This is a genomic window from Streptomyces alkaliphilus (assembly GCF_014141535.1).
GTDB classification, from domain to species: Bacteria; Actinomycetota; Actinomycetes; order Streptomycetales; family Streptomycetaceae; genus Streptomyces; species Streptomyces alkaliphilus.
In genome coordinates, this window is the sequence record NZ_VKHT01000237.1 from 1 (window position 1) to 5,937 (window position 5,937).

The 5,937-nt window shown below is 73.5% G+C and carries 6 protein-coding genes; 4 read left to right on the plus strand and 2 right to left on the minus strand.

The annotated features are described in order from the left end of the window. Window positions 1-86: 86 nt before the first annotated feature. The 3 genes from FNQ90_RS10050 to FNQ90_RS28425 all read left to right on the plus strand — a co-directional run bounded on the left by FNQ90_RS10050 (window position 87) and on the right by FNQ90_RS28425 (window position 2,883). Window positions 87-1,403: a M20/M25/M40 family metallo-hydrolase gene (locus tag FNQ90_RS10050; RefSeq protein ID WP_182606055.1), complete on the plus strand. Its 1,317-nt coding sequence runs from the start codon at window positions 87-89 to the stop codon at window positions 1,401-1,403. Between the two features lie 186 nt (window positions 1,404-1,589). Beyond that, window positions 1,590-1,823 (plus strand): chaplin, encoded by a 234-nt coding sequence (locus FNQ90_RS10055; RefSeq protein ID WP_182606056.1) that lies wholly within the window; start codon window positions 1,590-1,592, stop codon window positions 1,821-1,823. A gap of 178 nt (window positions 1,824-2,001) precedes the next feature. After that, window positions 2,002-2,883, plus strand: coding sequence for a chaplin (locus FNQ90_RS28425; protein ID WP_182606057.1), 882 nt, complete (start codon window positions 2,002-2,004; stop codon window positions 2,881-2,883). Window positions 2,884-3,031: 148 nt separating this feature from the next. On the opposite strand, the gene FNQ90_RS10065 is transcribed toward FNQ90_RS28425, so the two are convergent. After that, entirely contained in the window at window positions 3,032-3,220 is a 189-nt protein-coding gene (locus tag FNQ90_RS10065; RefSeq protein WP_143620509.1) for a DUF5703 family protein, read from the minus strand. Between the two features lie 47 nt (window positions 3,221-3,267). On the opposite strand from FNQ90_RS10065, the gene FNQ90_RS10070 reads away from it, so the two are divergent. After that, a complete protein-coding gene (locus FNQ90_RS10070) occupies window positions 3,268-3,921 on the plus strand; it encodes a hypothetical protein (RefSeq protein WP_182606058.1) in 654 nt (217 codons plus the stop codon). A gap of 71 nt (window positions 3,922-3,992) precedes the next feature. Here the strand turns inward: FNQ90_RS10070 and FNQ90_RS10075 are convergent. Then, window positions 3,993-5,937, minus strand: a 1,945-nt coding sequence (locus FNQ90_RS10075; RefSeq protein WP_182606059.1) for a helix-hairpin-helix domain-containing protein, incomplete at its 5' end; no start/stop codon positions are given.

The window sequence follows — 5,937 nt, forward strand, 5'->3', positions numbered from 1 at the left end:
CTGCGGCGTCAGCTGGGTATAAGAGACAGGGGGAGGGGGGAGGATGGACGGACCCCGTCGCGGGCACCCCAGCACGAGGAGGACCAGTGAGTCAGTCGACTCCCACCACCGGCGAAGAGGAGGTCGTGGACCTGTGCCGCGACCTCATCCGGATCGACACCAGCAACTTCGGGGACGACTCCGGCCCCGGTGAGCGGGCGGCGGCTGAGTACGTCGCCGAGAAGCTGGCCGAGGTCGGCCTGGAGCCGAAGATCTTCGAGTCCCGCCCCGGCCGGGCCTCCACGGTCGCCCGGATCGAGGGCGAGGACCGATCCCGTCCGGCCCTGATGATCCACGGGCACACCGACGTGGTGCCCGCCAACGCCGCCGACTGGACCCACCACCCCTTCTCCGGCGAGATCGCCGACGGCTGCGTGTGGGGTCGGGGCGCGGTGGACATGAAGGACATGGACGCCATGACCCTGGCGGTCGTGCGCGACCGTCTGCGCTCCGGCCGCAAGCCCCCGCGCGACATCGTGCTGGCCTTCCTCGCCGACGAGGAGGCCGGCGGCACGCACGGCGCCCGCTACCTGGTCGACCACCACCCCGACCTCTTCGAGGGGGTCACCGAGGCGATCAGCGAGGTCGGCGGCTTCTCCTTCACCGTCAACGAGAACCTGCGCCTCTACCTCATCGAGACGGCCCAGAAGGGCATGCACTGGATGCGGCTCACCGTGGACGGCACCGCCGGCCACGGCTCCATGGTCAACCGGGACAACGCCATCACCGAACTGTGCGAGGCGGTGGGCCGGCTCGGCCGGCACACCTTCCCGGTGCGGGTGACCAAGACCGTGCGCTCCTTCCTGGACGAGCTCTCCGACGCCCTCGGCGTGGAGCTTGACCCGGAGGACATGGAGGCCACGCTGGCCCGGCTCGGCGGCATCGCCAAGATCATCGGCGCGACGCTGAGCAACACCGCCGCCCCGACCCAGCTGGACGCCGGTTACAAGGTGAACGTCATCCCCGGCCGGGCGGTGGCCCACGTGGACGGCCGCTTCCTGCCGGGGTACGAGGAGGAGTTCCTCGCCGACATCGACCGGCTGATCGGCCCCCGGGTGAAGCGGGAGGACGTGCACAGCGACAAGGCGCTGGAGACCACCTTCGACGGAGCCCTGGTGGACGCCATGCGCACCGCTCTGGTGGCCGAGGACCCGGTGGCCCGCGCGGTGCCGTACATGCTCTCCGGCGGAACCGACGCGAAGTCCTTCGACGACCTCGGGATCCGCGGTTTCGGGTTCGCCCCGTTGAAGCTCCCGCCGGAGCTGGACTTCGCCGGGATGTTCCACGGGGTCGACGAGCGGGTACCGGTGGATGGTCTGAAGTTCGGCGTCCGGGTCCTCGACCGCTTCATCGACCGCTGCTGACCTGCGATCTCCGTGGATTCCGCCCTTCCGGCCGACCCCCGCGACCTGTCCGCGGCGGGTCGGTCGGACGTGCGATCCATGATCAGGAAGGGTGAATGAGCCCCGGGGCTCGTGCCCCCCTCCGATCCCCCTCGTTACAGCTGGTGCAGCCCTCAACGGGGCCGCGATGTCTACGAGGAGGAAGTAATGATCAAGAAGGTCGTCGCCGTCGCCGCTGCCACCGGTGGTCTGGTTCTGGCGGGTGCCGGCATGGCCGTCGCGGACGCAGACGCCCAGGGCGCCGCGGTGAACTCCCCGGGTGTCGTCTCCGGCAACGTCATCCAGGTCCCGGTCCACGTTCCGGTGAACCTGTGCGGCAACACCATCGACATCATCGGGATCCTGAACCCGGCCTTCGGCAACGTCTGCGTCAACCTCTGACGCTTCGCCCCATTCCCATGTGGGCTTGACACCGTGCGGCCCCGGGGCGCTCATCCGCGCTCCGGGGCCGTGGGGTATTCGCGCGGCGCGGTCACGACCTCGAGCATCCCGCCGCCATCGGACCGACGAGCGGTCCATCAGCAACTTCGACGAGGCATATCAAGGCAGGGGAACCACCATGCGACAGGTCACCAGGAAGGGCCTGATCTCCGTCGCCACCGCGGGCGGCGTGCTCGCGCTCTCGGGGAGCGGGACGGCGTTCGCGAACGCCGACGCCGCCGGGGCGGCCACCAACTCGCCGGGCGTGTTGTCCGGGAACACCATTCAGGTGCCGGTGCACGTTCCGGTGAACGTCTGCGGCAACACCATCGACGTGGTGGGTCTGCTCAACCCGGCCGTCGGCAACACCTGTGCCAACGTGTCCGAGGGCAACAACGGCGCCACCGCCGAGGGGGCGTCCACCAACTCGCCCGGCGTCGCCTCCGGGAACACCATTCAGGTGCCGGTGCACGTTCCGGTGAACGTCTGCGGCAACACCATCGACATCGTCGGCATCCTCAACCCGGCCGTCGGCAACAGCTGCACCAACGTGTCCGGTGGCGGCGAGGTCCCGAACCCGCCGGGGAACCCCGGCCCGGAGACGCCGGAGAACCCGGAGAACCCGGAGAAGCCCGAGAACCCGAACAACCCCGAGAACCCGAACAACCCCGAGAACCCGGAGAAGCCCGAGAAGCCGGAGAACCCGGAGAAGCCCGAGAACCCGGAGAAGCCCGAGAACCCGGAGAAGCCGGAGAACCCCGGTCCCGGCCCGGACGGTCCGGACAACGAGGTGCCGACCCCCGAGACCCCCCGGCAGGAGACGCCGCGCGAGCGCGCCCCGCAGGGCGGTGGTGACGAGGCGGACGAGGACGCCCCGCAGGCCGTCCCCGCGCCGCGTGACGGCTCCCTCGCGCAGACCGGCTCCGAGCTGCCCCTGGCAGCCGCCGGCCTGGCCGCGGCCGGCCTGCTCGCCGGTGGTGCCGTGCTCTACCGTCGCAACCGCGTCGGGCAGCTTGCCTGAGCGCTCCACCCGGGCCGAGGGCCCGACGACGGGGCCCCGCCGCCGCGGGGCCCCGTGCGCGTGCCGGCGCGTTTGAGCCCACGCGGCCGGGGGGACCGTCCTCGTCGCGGGCCGTCCCCCCGGCCCGGGTCCGGACGGACCGTCCTCGTCACCACGTGGCCCGCAGCTGACGGATGATCCGTCTCCGCAGACGTACCCTTCTGCTGCCGTCCGGGTACAGACGCAACCGGTGCAGCTCCCAGTGACCGTACTCGGCGTGCTCGGTCAACAGCCGGGTGGTGGCGGATCGGGACACCCCCCGGGGCACGTACACATCACGAAACTCGTATTCCGGCATCGCCTCCATTGTGCGGGCAGGCCCCGGTTCCCGATACCGTCTGCACCATGTCTGATGTTGTGCAGCCCGGGGCTGCCGAGGTACGAGCCGCCGCCGAGGCACTCAAGGACGCGCTGGACCGGCACCTCACCGCCGTGGAACGGCGGGCGGCGACGGGGGAGGACGACGCCGAGGCGGCGGCCGCCGTCTTCGCCGCCTTCAACGAACTCGCCGCGGCGGGCGAGGTCTACGACGAACTGCTGTACGACGCCTACGACGAGGTGACCCCCTTCGAGGTGCCGCTCTCCGAGGGAGGGGCGGGCTACGAGGGACCCGGGGAACCCGAGGCGATCAGCGTGTTCGTGCGGCGGGATTACACCGTCACCGATCCCCGGCGACTCATCGCCCGGGCCCAGCAGATCACCGATCTCGACCCGGAGTCCGTTGACGAGGAGGAGGTGCGGGGCGTCGCCGCGGAGCACAGTCTGCACGCCGCCCTCGGCGTCCTCTTCGGCGAGTACGAACCGGACGAGATCGCCGGTCGGCACAAGGAGTTCGGGCTGGAGGAGGGTGACGCCACCACCTGGGTCACGGCCGCAGACGAACCGGCCGAGCCGGGGGAGTGGCTGCGGGATCCGTTCGACGGGGTCGACCCCGAACGCGTGATCTGCCGGTTCGACATCAGTGACGCCTTCGACGAGGACGAGCTCGAGGGCCGTTGACGTCGGGCTCCGAGCGAGCCGGCGGGCCGGTGGGACCGGGGAAGACCCCTCGTCTCACCGGCCCCCGTCGTTCAGGCGGTCGCGCCTCCGCCGTCGGCGGTCACCGCCCGGCGCAGCAGCAGCGGCAAACGGGTGACACGCTCCACCCGGCGCGGTACGGCCACCGCGGCGGCGGCCCCGCCGGCGGACCCCTGAACCACGGACAGGTGGCGCTCCCCGCGGCCGAAGGCGGTGTGCAGCCATCCCCGGTCCAGCCGGTGGCCCGCGTCGCCGGGCAGCACGACCACCGCGGCGGACCACCGCCGTCCGACCGCCCGGCGGGCCGTCACCGCCCAGCCGTGCCGTACCGAGGTCGCCACCCGCTCCGGCGGCACGGTCACGGTGTGGTCCGCGTCCCCGGTGCCTGGCGGGGGAGGATCGCCGGCAGGACCCAGACGCAGCCCTTGCGGGGTGCCCTCCAGCACGGTGGCGGGGCGGTACCGACCGGGGCCCTCCCGGTACTCCACCCGGTCGCCGGGATCGAAGCCGCCGAACCGACCCGGGCCGGGGTTGACGGCGGCCTTCAGCGCGGCGTTGAGCGCGAGGCCACCGACCGGACCCTCCTCGCCCGGCACGATCACCACCGTCGAGGCCGGGCCCGTGCCGAAGGCACGGGGGATGGACTCGGTGACCAGTTGCACGGTGCGGTGGACGGCCTCTCCGGCGTCCCGCGCGGTGACCACCACGACCTCCCGGTCCGGTGCCTCCACGGGGACCAGCTCACCGACCGCGACGCCCGAGACCAGCTCTCCGATCGGTCCCGGATCCGGGGTGCGGGAGACCACGGAGGGGCACAGCCCTCGCACGGCGGCGGTCAGCACGTCCCGCAGCACCGCGCCCGCCCCGGCGGACTCCAGCCCGTAGGGGTCACCGGAGAGGATCAGACGGGCTCCCCCGGGCAGGGCCTCCACGAGCGCCGCCGCCGCCTCGACGTCCATCAGTTCGGCGTCCAGCACCGCCACCAGGTCCAGGGGGAGGGTGCCCTCCTCGTCCCGTCCCGGCCCCTCCCGGCCGGTCAGGAGTCCGGCGCAGGTGGCCACCGGCAGGTCGGGGAGGCCGGCGACGGCGCGTCGCACGCCGTCCGGATGATGCACGGCGACCCCGGCCCGCAGTCCGGCGGCCCGCGCCGCCGCGACCACCGCGAGGGGTTCGGCCCGGGCGGCCTCGCCGCCGGTGTGCACCACCAGACCGTGGTCGCGCACCGTGCTCCACAACTCGGCGGCGGAGGAACCCGGGCGAAGGGGAGCGCCGCCGGAGGCGTCCGGGGGCTCGGTCGGCAGCTCCGGCCGGCCGGCGGGGGTGGTCGTGGCCAGGCCGATCAGGCCGTCGGCCAGCGACTCCTCGGCGACCGCCCAGCGCTCGGTGCCCACCAGGGTCCGCACGGGCACGGACGGCGCAAAGTCGTCCCGCTCCCCGGGCTCTCCGCCCATCGTGTGGTCCCCGTCGTTCCCGTCGTTCCCGTCGTCCGCGGCGCCCGCCGAGCCCTCGCCCGGCGGGACGGCGGTCGGCGGGACGGGGGTCGGCGCGGCGTCCGGGTCGGGGTCCTCGAACAGCACGGCGGCGCCCGCCTCGATCGCCTCCGCCAGGGCCTCCTCCGGGCGGGGGACGCCGTACCCGCCCAGCGCCCGGGCCAGGGCGGCGGGGTCGGCGGCGGTGTGCCCGAAACGGGCCCCGCGTTCCAGCAGATGGACGCACAAAGCCTCGACCCGGCGCGGATCGTCGGGGGTGGCCCCGGCACCCAGCAGGGTGCGGGCGCACTCGTCGGCCCGGTCCGGTGTGGTGCCGGGCAGGGCCAGCAGTTGCCAGGGGTCGGCCTCCAGGACACCGGTGGCGCCGGGGCCCCAGAGGCGGGCGGCGTCGGCTGCCAGAGCGGTGACGGCGCCGGCCGGGACGCCGGCTCGTTCCAGCAGCGCCGGCAGGTCGGGGGGGACCACCGGCGCCGGGACCCGGGCGTCCCCGTCGGGCGCGCCCCCGGGG